Below are 18,660 nucleotides of genomic sequence, written 5' to 3' on the forward strand. Positions count from 1 at the left end.
GCGGGTCAGTGGAGCAGTTCCAGCGCGACGGGATACAGCGAGGCCACCAGCAGCAGGGCCATGCCCACATTGAAGGCGCGGATGGCGGCAGGCCGGTGCAGCACGCGGCGCAGGGCCGTGCCGAAGGTCACCCAGATGCCGATGCTGGGCAGGTTGACGATGCCGCACACCAGCGTCGCAATCACCAGATTGGCGAAGAAGCCGTTCTGCGGCGTGTAGGTCGCCACCACGCCCACCGCCATCACCCAGGCCTTGGGATTGACCCACTGGAAGGCGGCGGCCTGCAGGAACGTGAACGGCTTGCCGCGCGCCTCGCCCTCGTCCAGCGGGCCGGAGTTGGCGATCTTCCACGCCAGATACAGCAGATAGGCTGCGCCGGCGTACTTCAGGACGGTGTAGAGGGCGGGCGTCTGCTGAAAGACCGAACCCAGGCCGACGCCCACCAGAAAGATCATCAGCGTGAAGCCCAGGTTCACGCCCAGCAGATGCGGCACGCTGCGCCGGAACCCGAAGTTCAGCCCCGACGAGGCCAGCATGACGTTATTGGGGCCGGGCGTGATCGAGCTGACCAGCGCAAACAACGCCAGCGGGCCCAGCAGGGAAAGCGAGGCCAGCGGGACGTCGGCCCAATTGGCGGGAAGCAGGTTCATTTCGGGGTCCTCACGATGGCGCGGCGTCCGCCGGCAATAACGGCGATCACGGCGGCGGCAAACACGAACGTCGTCGCCTCCACGGTTTCGCCAAACAGCAAAGCAGCGGCCACGACGGTAAGGAAGGGTTGCAGCAATTGCACTTGTCCGACCCGGGCAATTCCGCCGGCGGCCAGGCCGCGGTACCAGGCGAAAAATCCCAGGAACATCGAGCCGAAGGCCAGGTAGGCGCAGGCAGCGATGACGTCCGGGCTGGGCCAGTGGGGCTGCTGTGCCGCCATCCAGCCGACCGGCAGGGCCACCACGGGCGCGCTGATGGCAAGCGCCCAACATATTGTGCGCCAACCGCCCAGCGTGCGCGAGGCGCGCGCGCCCTCGGCGTAGCCCATGCCGCCCAGCACCACAGCCACCAGCAGCCACACGTAGCCGGCAGTCAGCGTGCCCTCGCCCTGGCGCAGCGCATAAGCGGTAACCAGCGCGGCGCCCGCGACGGCCCAGCCCCAGAAGGCGGCGGAAGGCCTTTCACCGCTGCGCAGCGCGGCAAAGGCGGCGGTGGACAGCGGCAGCAGGCCGTTGAATACCGCGCCTTGCGACGAAGGCACCGTCTGCATCGCGATCGACGAGGCCAGCGGCCAGCCCACGACGATGCCCAGCGCCGCCAGGATCACGCCCGGCCATTCCGCGCGATTGGGACGGCGGCTGCGGGTCAGCCACAGCAGGGCCACGGCGGGCAGCGCGGCGATCAGCGCGCGGCCCAGTCCCACCAGCAGCGGCGCCAGTTCGGCCACCGCCACGCGGGTCATGGGCAGCGTCAGCGAAAACACCAGCACGCCCAGGAAACCGTAGCCGTATCCCTCCCATAGGGAGGACGAGGCGGCGGAAGCCGCCGAAGGCGAGGGGAAGAGCGCGGGACGGGTCATGACAGCACCGGAAAAATGTCTCATTGGCCGCGCCTGCGGTTGCAGGCTTTCGGCATTGCTGTCACTCTACGCACAGCCATCAGTACAGTACCGGTACACAATGGCGTGTCACTTTAATCACTGGCCTGGTCAAATCTCCATGACAGTTGCTCCGTCCTCTCCTTCCATGCCCTGGCAGCCCGTGCGCCAGGCCGATGCCACCCTGGTGGCGCAACTGGCCGATGGCCTGGCCCGCCGCATCGACGAGCAAGGCTTGCGGCCCGGCACGCGCCTGCCGTCCATCCGCAAGATGGCCGAACAGTCGGGTGTCAGCCGCTTCACCGTGGTCGAGGCCTACGACCGCCTCGTGGCCCGCGGGCTGGTGCAATCGCGCCGGGGCGCGGGGTTTTTCGTGAAGGCCCGCAGCGGCCCGCTGACGGCGGTGGCTGCGGCTGCGCCCAGCACGCTCGCGCCGCCCGCGCGGGTGGACGTCGCCTGGCTGTTGCGCAGCATGTTCCGGGAATCCAACGCGCCGGGCATGCCGGGCGGGGCGGGCCTCCTGCCGGCCGACTGGCTGGATCCCGACATGGTGGCTGGCGCCGTGCGCGCGGTGGGCCGCTCGGTGCGCGCCAACCTCGTCAGCTACGGCAGCCCCCAGGGTTTTGCGCCCCTGCGCCAGCAGATCGCCGCGGTGCTGCAGAACGAGGGCGTTCCCGCCCATCCCGAGCTCAACCTGCTCACGACCAACGGCGTCACCCACGGGCTGGATCTCATCGCGCGCCATCTGGTCAAGCCGGGCGATACCGTTCTGGTCGAGGACCCGGCCTGGTTCGTGATCTTCGGCCGCCTTGCCGCCTTTGGCGCCCGCCTGATCGGCGTGCCGCGCGGCCCCGACGGCCCGGACCTCGACCTGCTTGAGCAACTGGCCGCGCAGCACAAGCCCAAGCTGTTCATCATCAACGGATCGGTTCACAACCCCACCGGCCACACGCTGTCCGCCGGGGCCGCCTACGGCATCCTGCGCATCGCCGAACGCCACGATTTCATGGTCGTCGAAGACGACACCTACGGCGAGCTGCATCCGGGCGGCGCCATCAAGCTCGCGGCCCTGGACCGGCTGAACCGCGTCATCTTCGTGGGGGGATACTCCAAGATGCTGGCGGCAAGCCTGCGCGTGGGCTATGTGGCGGCCAATGCCGAACTGCTGCAGAAGCTGGCCGACCTGAAGATGCTGGCGGGTCTGACTTCACCCGAACTGGGCGAGCGCGTCGTGCACCGCGTCCTCATGGAAGGGCAGTACCGGCGTCATATCGAACGCGTGCGACAGCGGGTCGACGACGCGCGCCAGCGCTGCATGAAGGGCTTGCTGAAACTGGGCCTGACCATCCCGCACGAGGCGCACGCCGGCATGTTCGTCTGGGCCGATTGCGGCCGGGATTCCGAGGTGCTGGCGCGCGAGGCCGCGGACCGCGGCATGCTGCTCGCGCCGGGGACGCTGTTCTCGCCGACGCAGGCGCCGTCGACCATGTTGCGCTTTTCGGTATCGATTGCCGACCACCGGGGCATCTGGGCCGAACTGGAAAAACTTTTCGCGCAAAACGGGTCCTACAATCAATAATTCCGAGCCAGATCGCCCAGCCACCGAAGGAACCGTCATGTCCGCACCCATCAAGCCCCTTACCCAGAACTTTGCCGTCGCCCCGCAACTGGGCCCCGACGACATGGCCGACGTGGCCGCCGCCGGGTACAAGAGCGTCATCATCAACCGCCCCGATTTTGAAGGCGGTCCGGACCAGCCCACCGCCGCCGACGTGTCGCGCGCCGCGCAGGAAGCCGGCCTGCAGATCGAATATCAGCCCGTCGTGGGTAGCGCCATGACCGCCGCCGACGTCGCCCGCTTTGCGGAACTGCTGCGCACCCTGCCGGGCCCGGTCCTGGCATACTGCCGCACCGGCACCCGCTGCACCAACCTGTTTGCGGCTGCCCAGCAGTTGGGATAAACCCCGCCTTGACCCTCGTCAAGGCCGCCGGTTCGGCTGATGTCGGCCCGGCGGCTTTCCGGTAGCATAAAGATTCCTCCAACACAGGAGCAGGCAAGATGTTCAAGAAGATCCTGATTCCCACCGACGGTTCCCCGCTCTCGGCGCAAGCCGCCAACGCAGGTATCTGCTTCGCGCGCGAAGTTGGCGCCGAAGTCGTCGCCCTCTACGTGACGCAGCCCTTCGCTGCCACCATCGGTTTTGACGGCATGGCCGCGGCCTATGCCATCACCGACGAAGACTACGAAAAGGCCTCCGCCGAGCAAGCCGACAAGTACCTCAAGCAGATCAGCGACCGCGCCGATACCGCTGGCGTCAAGGTCGAAGCGCGCGCCGTGTCCAACTTCAACGTGGCCGACGGCATTGTCCAGGCCGCCACCGATGCGGGCTGCGATCTTATCTTCATCGGCAGCCACGGCCGCAGCGGCCTGTCGCGCCTGCTGCTGGGCAGCGTTACCGCCAAGGTGCTCTCGCTGGCCACCACTGCCGTGCTGGTCTATCGCGTCAAGGAAGACAAGAAGTAATTGCGCGCCAACTTGGTGCGCATAGCGCGCCACCGCATGCGCCAAGGCCCCTCTGTCAGAGGGGCTTTTTCATGCCCGGCGCAAGCGCTTATACGTTGGTATGGCGGGTCCAAACTCATGGACCCGCCAAACTCGCGTCAGCGGGCCTATTCAGGCTTGTATCTTGCCGCACGGCGCGTAATATTTACGCATCTTCATCCAACCGTAGGAAGAGGCCATGACCCGCAAGACGCGCATCGAGCTTTATCGCAATATCGGCATCAGCGCCCATATTGACGCAGGCAAAACGACGACCACCGAGCGCATCCTCTTCTACACCGGCATCACCCACAAGATTGGCGAGGTCCATGACGGCGCTGCGGTGATGGACTGGATGGAGCAGGAGCAGGAACGCGGCATCACCATCACGTCGGCCGCCACCACCGCCTTCTGGAAGGGCATGGCGGGCAACTATCCCGAGCACCGCATCAACATCATCGACACGCCGGGCCACGTCGACTTCACCATCGAGGTCGAACGCTCCATGCGCGTGCTGGACGGCGCCGTCATGGTCTATGACGCCGTGGGCGGCGTGCAGCCGCAGTCCGAGACCGTCTGGCGCCAGGCCAACAAATACAAGGTGCCGCGGCTGGCCTTCGTCAACAAGATGGATCGCGTCGGCGCGGACTTCCTGCGCGTGCAGCGCCAGATCGCCGAGCGCCTGAAGGGCGACGCCGTGCCCATCCAGTTGCCGGTGGGCGCCGAAGACCACTTCGAGGGCGTGATCGATCTGGTCAAGATGAAGGCCATCATCTGGGACGACGCCAGCCAGGGCGTGAAGTTCCAGTACGTGGACATCCCGGCGGCTATGCAGGACCAGGCGCAGGAATGGCACGAGAAGATGGTGGAAAAGGCCGCCGAGGCCAATGAAACCCTGCTTGAAAAATACCTGTCCGGCGAACCGCTGACCGAAGCGGAAATCAAGGAAGGCCTGCGAGCCCGCACGATCGCCAACGAGATCGTGCCGATGCTGTGCGGCAGCGCCTTCAAGAACAAGGGCGTGCAAGCAATGCTGGATGCGGTCATCGACTACATGCCCTCGCCGGTGGATGTGCCCGCCATCAAGGGCCATGACCAGCGCGACCACGAAATCGAGCGTCATCCGACCGACAACGAGCCGTTCTCCGCGCTTGCCTTCAAGATCATGACCGATCCCTTCGTCGGGCAGCTCGTGTTCTTCCGCGTCTATTCGGGCGTGGTGAAGTCGGGCGACTCGGTCTACAACCCCATCAAGGAAAAGAAAGAGCGCCTGGGCCGCATCCTGCAGATGCACGCCAACGAACGGCGCGAGATCACCGAAGTCTATGCGGGCGACATCGCCGCGGCCGTCGGCATCAAGGACGTCACCACCGGCGACACGCTGACCGATCCCTCGCACATCATCATCCTCGAACGCATGGTGTTCCCCGAGCCCGTCATTTCGCAGGCCGTGGAACCCAAGACCAAGGCCGACCAGGAAAAGATGGGCATCGCGCTGGGCCGCCTGGCGCAGGAAGATCCGTCATTCCGCGTGCGCACCGACGAGGAATCCGGGCAGACCATCATTTCCGGCATGGGCGAGCTGCACCTGGAAATCCTGGTCGATCGCATGAAGCGCGAATTCAACGTGGAAGCCACGGTGGGCAAGCCGCAGGTGGCGTACCGCGAGACCATCCGCAAGACCTGCAACGAGGTTGAAGGCAAGTTCGTCAAGCAGTCGGGCGGCCGCGGCCAGTACGGCCACGTGGTGCTCAAGCTCGAGCCGCAAGAGGCGGGCAAGGGCTACGAATTCGTCGACGCGATCAAGGGCGGCGTGGTGCCGCGCGAGTTCATCCCGGCGGTCGACAAGGGCATTCGCGAGGCCCTTAACGCCGGCGTGCTGGCCGGGTATCCGGTTGTGGACGTGAAGGTGACGCTGTTCTTCGGGTCGTACCACGACGTCGACTCGAACGAAAACGCGTTCAAGATGGCCGGCTCGATGGCATTCAAGGAAGGCATGCGGCGCGCCGATCCCGTGCTGCTGGAACCCATGATGCAGGTCGAGGTCGAGACGCCCGAAGATTTCACCGGCAACGTCATGGGCGATCTGTCGTCGCGGCGCGGCATGGTGCAGGGCATGGAAGACATCGCGGGCGGCGGCGGCAAGGTCGTGCGCGCCGAGGTGCCCTTGGCCGAGATGTTTGGCTACTCCACCTCGCTGCGCTCGCTGACACAGGGCCGCGCGACCTACACGATGGAGTTCAAGCACTACGCCGAAGCGCCCCGCCAGGTGGCGCAGGAAGTCATGGCGGCGCAGGGCGCGGGCCGCTGACCTTCGTGCAGTGACCTCAGGCGGCGGCTGCGGCCGCCGCCGGGCGCAGCCGCGACGAGGCCAGCTTCACGCCCAGCAGGATCATGGCAAAGCCGTAGGCATGAAAGAGCTGCGGGGCCTCGCCCAGCAGCGGCCAGGCCAGCAGCGCCGCGTAGACCGGCACCAGGAACATCGACAGGCCCGCGGTTGCGGGACCGGCCACGCTGATAAGCCGGCCATAGACGTAATAGGCGCCCAGGCTCGGCACCACCGCCAGGAACAGCAGCACCGCTGCCAGGCGCGGGTCCGTCCACGCAGGCGCCATGCCGGCTGCCGCTTCAATGCCGGCAAAGGGCGCCAGCGCCACTGCGCCGCCCAGCATCATCGTCGCGAGCCGCGCGCTGTCGGGCACCGCAGGCAGGGTCAGGCGCTTTTGCAGCACCGTGTACAACGCCCAGCCGGTGGCGGCCAGCAGCACCCACAGATCTCCTTGTCCGAACGCCAGCCGCACCAGCGCGTGGGCGTCGCCGCGCGTCAGCACCACCAGCACGCCGGTCAACGCCAGCGCCAGGCCGGCCGCGCGGGGCGCTGACAGCGGCTTGCGCCAAAACACCGCTTCCAGCAGCGTCACCAGCAGCGGGCTGCACGAAAAGATCAGTGCAATGTTGGTGGCGCTAGTGGTCTGCGCGCCGATGTACTGCGGCGCCACCGCCACGCCCATGCCCAGCACGGCCAGCGGCAACAGCGCCGACAGGCCGCGCCACAAGGCCCGGCGATGGGCGCGCAAGGCGGGGGCGGCAAAGGGCAACAGGATCAGCAGGGCAATCAGCCAGCGGCCGAAGGCGAGAAAGACGGGGGGAAGGTTGGCGTCGTGCGCCCAGCGGGCCGCAACCATGTTTGAGGCGAAGAGCGCGGGGGCGACGAAAAGCATGACGGCGCCGGATAGGCCGAGACCGGATTTCGCGGGTGCTGCTGCGTGAGGCATGATTTCCAGCCGCGCGGATCGGCGCGCGGGCTTGCTGCGTGAAAACTGCCGGCGCACCCGCCGGGTTGTGCCGCAGCGTGAGCGCCGAATCGGGACGCGCGGGATAGGTGCGCGCCTTGAGGAAAGTCTACGGCGTCATGCGCAAAATAGGTTTCTTGATTCACGCCGGTTTACGACGCTTTGAAGAATCTAATTTCTGTAAAATCCGCTGCCATAGGGATTCTTCCTTCAATAGTCCGTCAGCCATGCCCACATTGCCCAAACTCGATGACACCGACCGCAAGATCCTGCGCGCCCTGCGCGCGGATGGCCGGCTGACGAACCTGAAGCTGGCCGAAACGGTCGGCCTGTCGCCCACGCCCTGCTGGAACCGCGTCAAGGCGCTGGAAGAGGCGGGGGTGATCGAAGGTTATGCGGCCTTGCTGAACCAGAAGGCGCTGGGGCTGCCGGACACGGTAATGATCGAAGTCACGCTTGAGCACCACGACGACGACACGCTGGCGCGCTTTGGCGAGGAAATCAGCCGCCTGCCCGAAGTGGTCGAGGCGTTTCTGGTCACGGGCGAATACGACTACCTGATCAAGGTTGCCGTGGCGGGCACGGAAGGCTACGAGGAATTCCTGCGCAAGCGGCTGTACAAGCTGCGCGGCGTGCGGCACAGCCGTTCTACGTTTGTGCTGCGGCGCCTGAAGCACACGCCGTCGGTCGAGCCCTGACCGCGCGGATCAACCGCCGATGAATTCCTGGATGGCACCATTGAAGGCGCGGGGGTTACCCAGATTCATGCCGTGCGAAGAGCCCACGATGTCGATGCGGCGGGATTGCGGCAGCCATCGCGCCAGCGCATCGAGCACCGCGGGATAGGGCGCCGGGCTCAGCGCGCCGCCAATCAGCAGCACCGGCATCGTCACGCCGCCGATCTGCTCGGGCGTCAGGGTGTCCGGCCGTTCGTCCACCTGTCCGAAGAGCGTGCCCACGTTGTCGCGCACCATCTCCTTGAACCACGGCACCATGCGCTGCCAGGTGTTGGGGCCGGTCACCGTGTCCACGAACAGCGCCAACCCTTCCTCGATGTCGCCTTGCCGGATCAGCGTCAGGGCGCGTTGGCGAAAGCCCCCGCGTTCGTCGGCGCACCCGGGCAACTGCAGGCCGGGATCCGCCAGCGTAAGACTGCGCAGCGATTGCGGCTGACGCAGGGCGGCTTCCAGGGCGACACGCCCGCCGCGTGAGTGGCCCACCAGATGGGCCGGGCCGCCAGCCACCGTGTCGATGAATTCCAGCACATCGCTGGCATGCTGCTCGACCGAAAAGCCGCCGCCTTCGCCGTCCCAGGCCTCGGGCCAATAGCGGCGCAGGCACACGGCCAGCACCCGGAACGAACGCCCCAGCGGCGCCATCTGCGACTTCCAGTAGCGGCTGTCGGACAGGGAGCCGTGCACCAGCACCAGCGGCGTGCCGCTGCCGTACTCGGTGTAGGACATGGCATAACCGCCGATGGGCGCGGTCTGCAAAGGCAAAACGGGTTCGGAACGCATGGGGATCGGGACGTGTAGTCAGGTCCGCATTCTAGCCCGGCGTCGGGGCGCGGCGGCCCGGCCGGACGCTGATACACTCGTCTGCGGCCCGCCGGCACCGTCCGCGCGCGGGCCAGTTTTCTTGAACGGAGTTTTCAACGATGTCGCCAGAATCCATCGCCGCCTTGCCGGAATCCGCTCAGCGCGTTGCGCGTCTGCTCGTGGAATTGGGGCATGACAAACCCGTGGTGGTGCTGCCCCAGACGGGCAAGACTTCGGCCGAGGCGGCCGCGGGGCTGGGCTGCGAAGTCGCCCAGATCGCCAAGTCCATCATCTTCCGGCGCGCCACCGACAACGCGCCGGTGCTCGTCATCGCCAGCGGCGCCAACCGTGTGGACGAAGCCAAGGTCGCGGCGCAGGTTGGCGAACTGGCCAAGGCCGATGCGCGCTTCGTGCGCGACATGACCGGTTATGCCATCGGCGGCGTCTGCCCCATCGGCCACGCCGTCAAGCCGGTCATGCTGCTGGACGCGGACCTCTTCAATTACGAAAGCCTGTGGGCCGCCGCCGGCCATCCGCATACCGTGTTCAACCTGACGCCGGCCCAGCTGGCGGACATGACGGGCGCGCCCGTCGCGGACGTGGCGCAGCGCGCCTGAGCTTGCCCGTGCCGGGCTGTGCGGTTCAGCCCGGCTGCGCCTGCAAACCGTCGATCAGCACCTGCCGGCGGCCTTTCGAGCACGCCTCCACGCGCGCCTGCACGCCATAGACGGCAGCCAGCGCGTCGGGCGTGATGACGTCGGCCGGGCTTCCGGCGGCGTGCAGCCGCCCTTCATGAATCATCACGGCCTGGTCCGCATGCTGAAGCGCCACGTTCAGGTCGTGCAGCACGATGAGGCTGATCAGGCCATGCTCGCGGGTTTCCTGCTGCAGCAGGCGCATGACGTGGAATTGGTAGTTCAGATCCAGGGCCGATAGCGGCTCGTCCAGCAGCAGCACGCGCGGATGGCGGATCAGCGCCTGCGCCAGCCCCACCAATTGCTTTTGTCCGCCAGACAGCGCGTCCAGATAGTGAAGGGCCAGATGCGCGATGCCCAGCCGCGCCAGCAGCTGGTCGATGGCTTGAAGGTCCACGGGGCGCGCCGCCACGCCGCTGGCGCGGGCGGCGACCAGCACGGACTCGAACACGCGCAGGTGTACGGCCGCCGGCAGGCTTTGAGGCAGGTACACCACATGGCGGGCACGCTCTGCGTGGTCAAGGCGCGTGAGGTCCAGCCCGTCCAGCGCCGCGCCGCCCGCGCGGGGCCGCACCAAGCCGGCCAGCGCCTTGAGCAACGTGGACTTGCCGCTGCCGTTCGGACCCAGCAGCGCCGTCACTTCGCCCGCGGCAAGCGCGGGGATCGTCAGGTCGTGCAGCACGTCTTCGCGCCCGTAACCGGCCGAAAGCGCCTGGACCGCCAGGCCGACGGGGCGTGGGGCGGGAGCGGGCCTTGTCATGGCAATTGCCTGCGCAGCACGACGGAAACGAAGAAGGGAATGCCCACCAGCGCGGTCACGATGCCCACGGGCACCACCACGCCCGGCATGAGATTCTTGGATGCGATCGACGCCAGCGACAGGATCACCGCGCCCACCAGGGCGCTGCCCGGCAGATAGAAGCGGTGGTCTTCGCCGAAGAGCCGGCGCGCGATGTGCGGCGCCACCAGTCCGATGAACCCGATCGTCCCGACAAAGGCGACCGCCAGCGCGGACAGCAGGCTCACGCGCGCCAACGCCGCAACGCGCACGCGGCGCACATCCACGCCAAAGCTGGCGGCGCGGTCCTCGCCCAGCCGCAACGCGGTCAGCTTCCAGGATTGCCGCATGGCCAGCGGCAAGGCCACCGCGAACGCCAGCGCCAGCACGCCCACGGTCGTCCAGCTGGAACGCGCCAGGCTGCCCATCGTCCAGAACACCAGGTTCTGCAAGGCTTCGGCGCTGGCGGTGAATTGCACCAGCGACACCAGCGCATTGAAGGTGAACACCATCGCGATGCCGAACAGCACGACGCCCGATGTGTTCATGCCGCCCCATCGGGCCACCGCATCCAGCAGCAGCGCCGCCAGCAGGGCAAATAGAAAGGCGTTGGCGGCAATCAGCCAGCCGGCGGGCACGCCCGGCAGCCCGAACTGGAGCACGATCGCCAGCGAGGCGCCGAAGGCCGCCGCCGACGACACGCCCAGGGTGAACGGGCTGGCAAGGGGATTGTTCAGGATGGTCTGCATCTCGGCGCCCGCCAGGCCGAGCGTCATGCCTACCAGCGCCGCCATCAGGGCTGACGGCAGGCGGATGTCCCAGACAATCACGCGATAGGTCGGATCAGCATCGGCGGGCGCGGCAAGCGTCTGCCAGAGCGCGCGCCAGGGCAGGCCGGACGGGCCTACGGTGAAGTCGATCAGCAGCGCAAACAGAATCGCCGCCAGAAGCAGGGCAATCAGCCCCGCCCGGCGGCGAAGAATCTGGCGGTAAGCGCCTGCCGCGCTGGCGGCGTGCGGCATTACTGCAGCAGTTGCAGCCGGCTCTTGGCCGTGGTGGCGGCCGGCGTGGTGGGGTAGTCGCGCACGATGCGTTGCAAGGTGGCCTTGGCGCCGGCGCGGTTGTTCAGTTCGATCTGGCTGCCCGCGATGATCAGCAGGGCGTCCGGCGCGCGGGCGTTGTCCGGCGACTTCTGCACCATGGCGTTCAGCTGCTCGATGGTGCCCTTGAAGTCCTTGAGCGCATAACGGCTGCTGCCCTGGTAGAACTGGGCGCTGGGCGCGAGCTGGCTGTTGGGGTAGAGCGCGGTGAAGGCGGCCAGCGATTCGGCGGCTTCCTTGTATTGGCCCTTGCGGAACAGGTCCATCGCGCCGTCATAGGCGGTCTGTTCCTGGGGATCGCCGGCAGAGGCACCCGGGGGATTTGCACTACCCGGCGCGCCGCCGCCCGGCTTGGCGCTCGGTTGCTGGCGCGACACCAGCTCGAGCTGGTCGCGCAGCTGGGCGATTTCTTGCTGCAGGGATTGGATCTGGTCGGCCAATTGAAGCTTGGCGCGCTGGCTTTGCTCGTTCTGCTGCTGCACCTGCTGGCGCAAATCCAGGATGGCCTTGCGGGCTTCATCGTCGGAAAAAGCGTGAGCGGGGGCCGTGAGGGCGGCTAGCGCCAGGCCAGTGGCCACAATCAGGGGACGCAGGGACAGAACTTGATCGCGCATGAATATTCCCGGGGATAAAAACAAACGTCGGGACGGCCGGCTGGCCGTCCCGACGCGAGGTAGGGCTCCAGACTAAGCGAAAAGCTTAACGCAGATAATTGATATCGGCGCGGCGGTTTTCGGCAAAGTCGGCTTCAGTCGTACCCGTCGAGCGCGGCTTTTCCTTGCCGAAGCTGATGGTTTCGATCTGGTTGTCGCTGACGCCCAGCAGGGTCATCATGCGACGCACGGCGTCGGCACGACGCTGGCCGAGGGCCAGGTTGTACTCAGCACCGCCGCGTTCGTCGGTGTTGCCTTCGATCTTGACCTTTTGCTGTTGGTGCGAGGCCAGGTACTTGGCATGGGTTTCGACCAGGCCACGGTATTGGTCCGACACGGTGTAGCTGTCGAAATCAAAGTACACCGAGCGCTGTTGCGCCAGGATGCTTTGGGGGTTGAAAGGATCAAGGATTTGGCCAGAGGCCGAAGATCCTTGGCCAGCGCCTCCACCCTGACCCGCTTTATCGTCGAGAGGGACGGAGCTGCAAGCTGCCAGGGCGGCAGCCAGAGCGGCGATGGTTAGGCTTTTGGCAATGCGCGACTTCATGATAGTTCCTTTGCAAAGAGAGTCACACGTGTTATCGGGTAAATGGGCCCCAAGTCGGTTCACGTATTTCCCCGTTCAGTACCGAAAGCGTCTGTCGTACGCGTCCATCGCTCGAGACACCTGCAAGCACGCTACGGCCATTCTGGATGGCTGCGTAGAGCACTTGCATTCCGTTTGGCGCAAAGCTGGGCGACTGATCGTCACGACCATCAGTCAGCAAGGCTTCGGCGCCAGTGGACAGGTTCAAGGATGCGATTCGAAACGCGCCGTCTCGTCTTGCAACGTACAGCAGCGTCGATCCGTCGGGGGAAATTCGGGGTGATATGTTGTAACCACCATTAAACGTGAGACGGCGGGCTTCGCCGCCTGTCGAGCCGGTCTGATAGATTTGCGGCCCGCCGCTGCGGTCACTCGTAAAGATAATGGAAGCACCGTCAGGCGTAAAGCTCGGCTCGGTGTCAATCCCGGGAGAACGCGTAACTCGGGTCGGATTCGAGCCATCGGCTGCATTAACGACGTAAATTTGCGACAAACCGTCACGCGTCAGAGCGACCGCGAGCTTGCTGCCGTCAGGCGACCAACCCGGGGCGCTGTTGTTGCCCTTGAAGTTGGCGACCGGTGCACGCGCGCTGGTGGCCAGGGTGTGCACATAGACGACGGGCTTGCCGGACTCGAAGCTCACGTAAGCAAGCTTGCTGCCATCGGGCGACCAGGACGGCGAAATGATCGGCTCGCGCGAGCGCAGGGCGACCTGGGGATTCTGGCCGTCGGCGTCAGCCACCTGCAGTTCGTAGGTGGAACCCTTCTTCAGCACGTACGCGATACGCGTCGAGAACACGCCGCGAACGCCGGTGATCTTTTCGTAGATGCGATCGGCGATCTGGTGGGCCACGCGGCGCAGTTCCTGCTCGGTGCCCGAGAAGGCCACGCCGTCCAACTGCGACTTCTTGACCGTGTCGGCCAGGCGGTAGCGCACGTCGTAGCGGCCATCGGCGCCCCGCGTGATGCTGCCGTAGGCGATGAAGTCCGCACCCTTGCCGCGCCAGTCGTCGTGGGCGATCGGGGAATCCACGTTCAGGCCGGAGCCCGCGGCGTTGATCAGGCGGAACTGGCCGGTGCGGGTCAGGTCGGCGCGAATGACTTCGGCCAGTGCGCGGCCGTGGGTGTCATCGACCGCGAAGTCGGCGATGGCCACGGGGTATTGCGTGGCGCCGGTGCCGGAGATGTCGACACGCAGCTGCGCGTGGGCGGGCTTCATGGCCATCAGGCAGGCAAGCGCCACCATCAGCAATCCGATTCCATACGCTCTCCAGAGCGCGAGAGTGGGTACTCGTCGACTATAAGCGGGAGTCATGTTCGTCAATCTCCTGTCAGTCATACATTCTGTAGACAACGTCAATAATGGGTTCGTAGCGGCCCGTCGAGGGCTTCGGGAACGGGTTGCAACGGCGGATGCCGGTTTCGACCGCACGGTCGAAGCCCGCGTTGCCAGAAGAACTGGTCAACGTGACGCCATTCACCTTCCCGTCAGAACCTAACTGTACCCGGTATTGCGCGGTCGGATTTCCCGAGCCGCTGCGGGGCGGAGGCGGATACGCCACCCCGGGCTGCACGCAGGCCCGGACCTTGGCGCCGTAGCCGCTGTCGCGTCCGCCGCCCGCCTGGTTGCGGTCGGCGGTGCCGCCCGGAATGCCGGCGGCGCCCAGGGCGTCGTTGCGGAACGCGTCCTTCAACGCCTTGTCGGCGGCGGCCTTCTTGGCAGCGGCGGCCTTCTCGGCGGCAGCCTTTTCCGCAGCCGCCTTCTCGGCCGCAGCCTTCTCGGCAGCGGCTTTCTCGGCGGCAGCCTTTTCAGCTGCTGCCTTCTTTGCGGCTTCTTCCTTGGCCTTCTTCTCGGCGGCGGCCTTTTCGGCGGCGGCCTTTTCGGCAGCAGCCTTTTCGGCGGCAGCCTTCTCCGCCGCGGCCTTCTGGGCGGCAGCCTTCTCGGCAGCGGCCTTTTCAGCAGCGGCCTTCTCGGCGGCCTGGCGTTCCTGCTCCAGGCGCTTCTTTTCCTTCAGCTCGGCCTGCTTGCGCTCTTCTTCCAGGCGCGCCTTTTCCTTGGCGGCCTCGGCGGCTTGGCGGGCCTTCTCTTCCTGCTCGCGCTTTTTCTTCGCCTCCTGGATGGCGATCTCGGGATCGACTTCCTCGGTCTTGGCCTGGACCTGCGGTTGGGGTTCAGGCGGCGGCGGAGGAGGAGGGGGCGGAGGCGGCGGCTCCGGCGTCTTTTCAGGCTCCGGCTCGGGCTGCGGCTTGGGTTGGGGTTTGGGCGGTTCGGGCTGCCGCGTGGGCGGCGGCGAGACGGGCGAATTGCCGTCTGCCCAGAGTTCCACCTGGACGGGGCCAGGGTTCTCGGTATGCCAGTTCACGCCAAAGATCAGGGCAACCAGCAGCAGCAGGTGCACCGCCACAGCCAGAATCAGCGAATTCCGGTTGTCGTTGTTGGGCGGGGTGGCCGGCGGGCCGCTGCGGTGTCGAATTATGGGTGGCGTCATGTGCGGTGCATGCCGGCCGGGCCGGCGGATGGCGGCGCGTTAGCGTTTCTTGGCGGGTGCGGGCTGTTGGGCGCCTGCGGCGGACTGGTCCACCAGCAGACCCAGGCGGGTGATGCCGTTGGTGCGCAGCTCGTCCATGACCTTCACAACCGTCTCGTAGGGCACCTTGCCGTCGGCGGCGATGACCACCGGCGTTTCCGCGGTAATGCGCGAACGCACTTGCGCCACCAGTTCGGTGCGCGCGATGTCCTGCATGGTGGCGCCGGCTTCGCGCATGCGCAGCGCGATCTTGCCGTCTTCCGAAATCTGGACTTCCAGCGGCTTGACGGGCACGTCGGAGGCGGCGCCCACCGACGGCAGTTGGATCAGCCCGGGCGTGATGAGGGGCGCGGTCACCATGAAGATGACCAGCAGCACCAGCATCACGTCGATGTACGGCACCACGTTGATGTCGGCCTTCATGCGGCGGCCGGACCTGCCGCGCGAGCTTACCGAGGGCATTAGCGCACCTGCCGTTGCAGAATGTTCAGGAATTCATCGACGAAGCTGTCGAAGCGGATCGAGATGCGGTCGATGTCATTCGTGAAACGGTTGTAGGCAACCACGGCAGGAATGGCGGCGAACAGGCCGATGGCGGTGGCGATCAGCGCCTCGGCAATGCCGGGAGCCACCGAGGCCAGCGTGGCCTGCTGCATGTTCGACAGGCCGATGAAGGCGTGCATGATGCCCCAGACCGTGCCCAGGAGACCGATGTATGGGGACACCGAACCGGCGGAGGCCAGGAAGTTCAGGTGCGATTCCAGTGCGTCCATTTCGCGCTGGTAGGCGGCGCGCATGGCGCGGCGCGGGCCGTCCAGCACTGCCGTGGCGTCGCCGCTGGCATTGCCGCGGCGGGCCTTCAGGAATTCGGTCATGCCGGCATCGAAGATGCGGGCGAGGGCGCCTTGCTCGTCGCGGCGCGAGGCCACGGCCTGCTGCAGCATCGACAGGTCGCCGCCCGACCAGAAGTCGTCTTCGAAGCGGCGCGTCTGGTCATGGGCCCGCTTGATGGCCATGCGCTTGGCGAAGATATAGGTCCAGGACATGATCGAGATGCCCAACAGCATCAGCATGATCAGCTGGACCGGCACGCTGGCGTGCGAAATCAGCGAAAGCAACGACATGTCGTTGGTGACTTGCATGGTTATTCCTGAATGAATTCCAGTTTTGCGCGAATGTCGGCCGGCAACTCTGCCGGCCGCATGTGAACGGCATCGACGCAACAGACTTGGATGTTGCCTTCGGCAAGCAGTTCCCCGTTGCGCTCCGCGCGCTGCGCGAAGTGTATCGAAGCGCGGCCCAGTTTGGTGACTCGGCTGCGTATGGTAAGCAAATCGTCCAGTCTGGCCGGTTTGCGGTAGGACATGTCCAGGGCGCGGACAACGAACAGTCGTTGCTCGCTGGCGGCCAGCCCGGATTGGTTGACGCCCAGATCGCGCAGCCATTCGGTGCGTGCCCGCTCCAGGAATTTCAAGTAGTTAGCGTAGAAGACCACCCCGCCGGCATCCGTGTCTTCGTAGTAGACGCGGACTTGCAGGGTGGATTCGGCGGACTTCTGATCGGTCACGATACTCAGGAAAGGATGGTGCGGGTCGGGACGCGGCAAGTCCGTAGCAGCTACAGGGTTAAAGCGTGTCGAGCTTCGTCAGCACCGCTTCCAGCGCGGACTCTACCGGAATCTTGGCCGCTTCGGTTTCCCGACGGGCCTGCAATTCCACCACACCGTCGTTCAGACCGCGTTCTCCAACTGTTACACGCAGCGGCGCACCGATCAGTTCCCACTCGGCAAACATGACGCCGGGGCGCGCATCGCGGTCGTCCAGCATGACGTCCACGCCGCGCGCCAGCAAGGATTCATAGAGCTTTTGCGCGGTGTCACGCACCGTTTCACTTTTGCCCCAGCCCACGGGGCAGATGACCACTTCGAAGGGGGCGAGCGCGCGGGGCCAGATGATGCCGCGGGCGTCGTGGTTCTGCTCGATGGCGGCGCCCACGATGCGGGTCACGCCGATGCCGTAGCAGCCCATTTCCAGGACGGCCGGCTTGCCGGTTTCGTCCAGGAACGTGGCCTTCAGGGCTTCGGAATACTTCTTGCCCAGGTAGAAGACGTGGCCCACTTCGATGCCGCGCTGGATCGACAGCGTGCCCTTGCCATCCGGCGAGGGGTCGCCCGCCACGACGTTGCGCAGGTCGGCCACCAGTTCGGGCTCGGGCAGGTCGCGGCCCCAGTTCACGCCCTGGATGTGGAAGTCTTCGCGGTTGGCGCCGCAGACGAAATCGGCCATGTTGGCGACGGTGCGGTCGGCAATCACGTGGACCGGCTTGGCCGTCTTGACCGGGCCCAGGTAGCCGGGCTTGCAGCCGAAGTACTCGACGATCTCGGCTTCGGTGGCGAACCGGAAGCCCGCCAGGCCCGGCAGCTTGCCCGCCTTGATCTCGTTCAGTTCGTGGTCGCCGCGCAGGAGCAGCAGCCAGATGTCGACCTTGCCTTTTTCGCCGTCGGTGGCCAGGACGATCGACTTGATCGTGCGCTCCAGGGGAATGCCCAGCAGCTTGGCCACGTCCTCGCACTTGGCGGCGCCGGGCGTTGCGACGTCCGCCATCGCCTGGGCGGCGGCGGCACGGGTGGCGTACAGGCTGGGCGCTTCCGCCAATTCGATGTTGGCCGCGTAGTCCGATTCCGCGTTGTAGACCAGCAGGTCTTCGCCCGTGTCGGCGATCACCTGGAATTCATGGCTGCGCGTGCCGCCGATGGAGCCCGTGTCGGCCGCCACCGCGCGGAACTCCAGGCCCAGGCGGCCAAAGATGCGCATGTAGGCGGCAAACATGGTGTCGTAGCTGCGCTGGGCGCCGGCTTCGTCGCGGTCGAAGGAGTAGGCGTCCTTCATCGTGAATTCGCGGCCGCGCATCAGACCGAAGCGGGGACGGCGCTCGTCCCGGAACTTGGTCTGAATGTGATAGAAGTTCAGCGGCAGCTGGCGGTAGCTGTGGATTTCATTGCGGGCGATGTCCGTGATGACTTCCTCGGACGTCGGCTGCAGCACGAAATCGCGCTGGTGCCGGTCCTTGATGCGCAGCAGTTCCGCGCCGTACTGCTCCCAGCGGCCGGATTCCTGCCAGAGCTCGGCCGGCTGCACCACGGGCATCAGCAACTCGATGGCGCCCGCCGCGTTCATTTCTTCGCGGATGATCGCCTCGACCTTGCGGATGACCTTCAGGCCCAGCGGCATGTAGGTGTAGATGCCGCCCGCGAGCTTGCGGATCATCCCGGCGCGGGTCATCAGCTGGTGGCTGGCGACTTCCGCTTCGGAAGGGGCTTCTTTGAGGGTGTTGATATGGTAGTTGGATGCGCGCATGTT

The 18,660-nt window shown here is 66.1% G+C and carries 20 protein-coding genes; 6 read left to right on the forward strand and 14 right to left on the reverse strand.

All coding sequences use genetic code 11. The annotated features are described in order from the left end of the window. Positions 1-5: 5 nt before the first annotated feature. Together V6V88_RS03145 and V6V88_RS03150 are read right to left on the reverse strand one after the other, a co-directional pair. Positions 6-650, reverse strand: a complete 645-nt coding sequence (locus tag V6V88_RS03145) for a LysE family translocator (protein WP_062838525.1) — start codon at positions 648-650, stop codon at positions 6-8. After that, entirely contained in the window at positions 647-1,570 is a 924-nt protein-coding gene (locus V6V88_RS03150) for a DMT family transporter (protein WP_062838526.1), read from the reverse strand. Before V6V88_RS03150 ends, V6V88_RS03145 begins: the two co-directional genes overlap by 4 nt. Before the next feature lie 139 nt (positions 1,571-1,709). Between V6V88_RS03150 and V6V88_RS03155 the strand changes: the two genes are divergently transcribed. The 4 genes from V6V88_RS03155 to fusA all read left to right on the forward strand — a co-directional run bounded on the left by V6V88_RS03155 (position 1,710) and on the right by fusA (position 6,441). Then, a complete protein-coding gene (locus tag V6V88_RS03155; protein ID WP_223574253.1) occupies positions 1,710-3,167 on the forward strand; it encodes a PLP-dependent aminotransferase family protein in 1,458 nt (485 codons plus the stop codon). A 37-nt stretch (positions 3,168-3,204) separates the two neighbouring features. Next, positions 3,205-3,549, forward strand: a complete 345-nt coding sequence (locus V6V88_RS03160; RefSeq protein WP_062838528.1) for a TIGR01244 family sulfur transferase — start codon at positions 3,205-3,207, stop codon at positions 3,547-3,549. Positions 3,550-3,647: 98 nt separating this feature from the next. Beyond that, on the forward strand, positions 3,648-4,112 hold the full coding sequence (locus V6V88_RS03165; RefSeq protein ID WP_056327894.1) for a universal stress protein: 465 nt from the start codon (positions 3,648-3,650) through the stop codon (positions 4,110-4,112). Between the two features lie 217 nt (positions 4,113-4,329). Continuing rightward, entirely contained in the window at positions 4,330-6,441 is a 2,112-nt protein-coding gene (fusA, locus tag V6V88_RS03170; protein WP_056327895.1) for an elongation factor G, read from the forward strand. A gap of 16 nt (positions 6,442-6,457) precedes the next feature. Here the strand turns inward: fusA and V6V88_RS03175 are convergent, their stop codons facing one another. Continuing rightward, positions 6,458-7,351 carry a DMT family transporter gene (locus tag V6V88_RS03175; protein ID WP_338617768.1) on the reverse strand — a complete coding sequence of 298 codons (894 nt, stop codon included), beginning with the start codon at positions 7,349-7,351 and terminating at the stop codon, positions 6,458-6,460. Positions 7,352-7,650: 299 nt separating this feature from the next. On the opposite strand from V6V88_RS03175, the gene V6V88_RS03180 reads away from it, so the two are divergent. Beyond that, positions 7,651-8,121, forward strand: a complete 471-nt coding sequence (locus V6V88_RS03180; protein ID WP_056327897.1) for an Lrp/AsnC family transcriptional regulator — start codon at positions 7,651-7,653, stop codon at positions 8,119-8,121. A 9-nt stretch (positions 8,122-8,130) separates the two neighbouring features. On the opposite strand, the gene V6V88_RS03185 is transcribed toward V6V88_RS03180, so the two are convergent. Then, entirely contained in the window at positions 8,131-8,940 is an 810-nt protein-coding gene (locus V6V88_RS03185; protein WP_223574257.1) for an alpha/beta hydrolase, read from the reverse strand. A 140-nt stretch (positions 8,941-9,080) separates the two neighbouring features. On the opposite strand from V6V88_RS03185, the gene V6V88_RS03190 reads away from it, so the two are divergent. Then, positions 9,081-9,578, forward strand: coding sequence for a YbaK/EbsC family protein (locus V6V88_RS03190; protein ID WP_056327899.1), 498 nt, complete (start codon positions 9,081-9,083; stop codon positions 9,576-9,578). Positions 9,579-9,603: 25 nt separating this feature from the next. On the opposite strand, the gene V6V88_RS03195 is transcribed toward V6V88_RS03190, so the two are convergent. The 10 genes from V6V88_RS03195 to V6V88_RS03240 form a co-directional block, all read right to left on the reverse strand. Then, complete coding sequence (locus tag V6V88_RS03195) at positions 9,604-10,416, reverse strand: ABC transporter ATP-binding protein (RefSeq protein WP_338617773.1); 813 nt, start codon at positions 10,414-10,416, stop codon at positions 9,604-9,606. Next, complete coding sequence (locus V6V88_RS03200) at positions 10,413-11,456, reverse strand: iron ABC transporter permease (RefSeq protein ID WP_338617776.1); 1,044 nt, start codon at positions 11,454-11,456, stop codon at positions 10,413-10,415. The genes V6V88_RS03195 and V6V88_RS03200 overlap by 4 nt, the downstream gene beginning before the upstream one ends. Continuing rightward, on the reverse strand, positions 11,456-12,148 hold the full coding sequence (ybgF, locus tag V6V88_RS03205) for a tol-pal system protein YbgF (RefSeq protein WP_280003833.1): 693 nt from the start codon (positions 12,146-12,148) through the stop codon (positions 11,456-11,458). Before ybgF ends, V6V88_RS03200 begins: the two co-directional genes overlap by 1 nt. A gap of 85 nt (positions 12,149-12,233) precedes the next feature. Continuing rightward, the gene (pal, locus tag V6V88_RS03210; RefSeq protein ID WP_056327903.1) at positions 12,234-12,734 is read right to left on the reverse strand and encodes a peptidoglycan-associated lipoprotein Pal; all 501 of its coding nucleotides are present in this window, start codon (positions 12,732-12,734) and stop codon (positions 12,234-12,236) included. Between the two features lie 31 nt (positions 12,735-12,765). Next, positions 12,766-14,088: a Tol-Pal system beta propeller repeat protein TolB gene (tolB, locus tag V6V88_RS03215; RefSeq protein WP_056327904.1), complete on the reverse strand. Its 1,323-nt coding sequence runs from the start codon at positions 14,086-14,088 to the stop codon at positions 12,766-12,768. Positions 14,089-14,104: 16 nt separating this feature from the next. Then, positions 14,105-15,262, reverse strand: a complete 1,158-nt coding sequence (tolA, locus tag V6V88_RS03220) for a cell envelope integrity protein TolA (RefSeq protein WP_338617780.1) — start codon at positions 15,260-15,262, stop codon at positions 14,105-14,107. A gap of 39 nt (positions 15,263-15,301) precedes the next feature. Continuing rightward, a complete protein-coding gene (gene tolR / locus V6V88_RS03225) occupies positions 15,302-15,763 on the reverse strand; it encodes a protein TolR (protein ID WP_056327906.1) in 462 nt (153 codons plus the stop codon). Beyond that, positions 15,763-16,443, reverse strand: a complete 681-nt coding sequence (gene tolQ / locus V6V88_RS03230; RefSeq protein ID WP_056327907.1) for a protein TolQ — start codon at positions 16,441-16,443, stop codon at positions 15,763-15,765. The genes tolR and tolQ overlap by 1 nt, the downstream gene beginning before the upstream one ends. 2 nt (positions 16,444-16,445) lie before the next feature. Next, positions 16,446-16,868 (reverse strand): tol-pal system-associated acyl-CoA thioesterase, encoded by a 423-nt coding sequence (gene ybgC / locus V6V88_RS03235; RefSeq protein WP_056327936.1) that lies wholly within the window; start codon positions 16,866-16,868, stop codon positions 16,446-16,448. A gap of 58 nt (positions 16,869-16,926) precedes the next feature. Then, positions 16,927-18,657 carry a proline--tRNA ligase gene (locus V6V88_RS03240; protein WP_056327908.1) on the reverse strand — a complete coding sequence of 577 codons (1,731 nt, stop codon included), beginning with the start codon at positions 18,655-18,657 and terminating at the stop codon, positions 16,927-16,929. Between the last annotated feature and the right edge of the window lie 3 nt (positions 18,658-18,660).

This window comes from Achromobacter sp. E1 (genome assembly GCF_037039475.1).
In the GTDB taxonomy this organism is placed as follows: domain Bacteria; phylum Pseudomonadota; class Gammaproteobacteria; order Burkholderiales; family Burkholderiaceae_B; genus Achromobacter; species Achromobacter mucicolens.